The sequence below is a fragment of the Bradyrhizobium sp. 45 genome, from assembly GCF_023073155.1.
GTDB classification, from domain to species: Bacteria; Pseudomonadota; Alphaproteobacteria; order Rhizobiales; family Xanthobacteraceae; genus Bradyrhizobium; species Bradyrhizobium canariense_D.
Map to the genome: position 1 here is coordinate 1 of NZ_JADPIX010000157.1, position 1442 is coordinate 1442.

Consider the following 1442-nt stretch of genomic DNA (forward strand, 5'->3'; position numbering starts at 1 on the left):
CTAGCATTACAGTTGCTTTTTTGATTTGAAGTGGGCGCGTTGAGCGGCAGCCTGGTGAGCTCTGCGCCAGAAGGACCATGCGATGATGTGTGCGGGTTGAATCCGCTTCCGCGCAAGTCTGATAGCAATGCGGCGGATTTCCTGGATTGACCAACGGATCAGTGGTGGGGTGGTTATGTTTTGGCTTTTGCCGGGGGGCGCCGTTTCGTTTTTTTGGGCGGTGGCGGATTAGCGCGATGTCGGATCGCGGCCATCATGGCGAAGGCGAGCATCACCAAGGACACATGACGGTGCCAGCCATGCCAGGATCTGCTCTCGTTGTGATCGAGCCCGAACTCGTTTTTCGCGGTTTCAAAGCTGTCCTCGATCGCCCATCGATGGCCTTCGACCGCGACCAGCGTTTCAATGGCTGTTCCCGCTGGGCACCAGGTGGTGAAGAAGGCGAGGTCATCATCGGCAATGCGACGACGGATCAGTAGACCGCGTGTCCACAAACCGTCATTTGCACTGTTGGACTGCTCGGCCTCGAGATCCGCCAATTCGAGATAACACCAATCGTGCAGCCGCGGTCCTTTGGTTCCGGCTCCCGCCGACAGGCGCTTCCAGTCGGATGAGCGCCGCGTCCGGGCGAGGTCTGCAGCCGTACCGGCGACCGGCGGTCGCTTGCCCCAGGATCGAAACACATGAGCGCTGCTGACCCCAAGCACGTAGCCTTTGCCTGCCCGACGTAGTTGCTGTTCGATGTTGCCAACACCGTAGACGGTATCACCGGCAACCCACTTGAATGGTACAGACCCGGCTATCGCGCGTGCGATCATTCTCGTCGCAAGCTTTGGTTTGGTCGCAAAGCCGACATCGGCAGGCACATATGTGGCTTCCAGACGATCTGGATCGTCGGTCCATTCCTTCGGAAGATACAACGCGCGATCGATGAACGCATGGCCATGACGCGAAACGTAGGCAGCGAAGACGCCGATCTGGCAGTTCGTGATCTTTCCTGCCGAACCAGTGTATTGCCGCGCCACTCCGCATGACGCTTTGCCCTGTTTGAGAAAACCGGTCTCGTCGATCACGAGCACCGCATCGTCATCCGCCAAATGCTCGATGACATAGTCGTGCACGATATCGCGCAGGGCATCAGCGTCCCAGTCTCCACGACCCAGAATCGCCTGCTGCCGCCATGGGCCGGGATCGCCAGCCGCCTCCGCGCGCATCCAACCGGTCTTGCGCTGCTCATCTCCGAGCAGACCTTCCAGGAACAGACCTGCATTCGTCGCAACACGCTCTTGCGTGAACAACGGACGTATCCGTTGCTTGATCTCTCGAAGCGACGCCGCCCACAACGCAAGCGTCGCCTCAACCGACGCGGCCCGCGCCCACGACATTCGAATCATGGTTGCCCATGGATTCAGAAGCCCGCAACAAAAGCAACTGTAATGCTA

The 1442-nt window shown here is 59.1% G+C and carries 1 protein-coding gene; it reads right to left on the minus strand.

Annotation, left to right across the window (positions count from 1 at the left end):
• Nucleotides 1–173: 173 nt before the first annotated feature.
• Nucleotides 174–1394, minus strand: coding sequence for an IS701 family transposase (locus tag IVB42_RS41715; protein WP_247285483.1), 1221 nt, complete (start codon nucleotides 1392–1394; stop codon nucleotides 174–176).
• Between the last annotated feature and the right edge of the window lie 48 nt (nucleotides 1395–1442).

Excerpts from the sequence above, each read along its gene's own strand:
- IVB42_RS41715 (WP_247285483.1), bottom strand. The coding sequence starts at position 1,394 with ATGATTCGAATGTCGTGGGCGCGGGCCGCGTCGGTTGAGGCGACGCTT.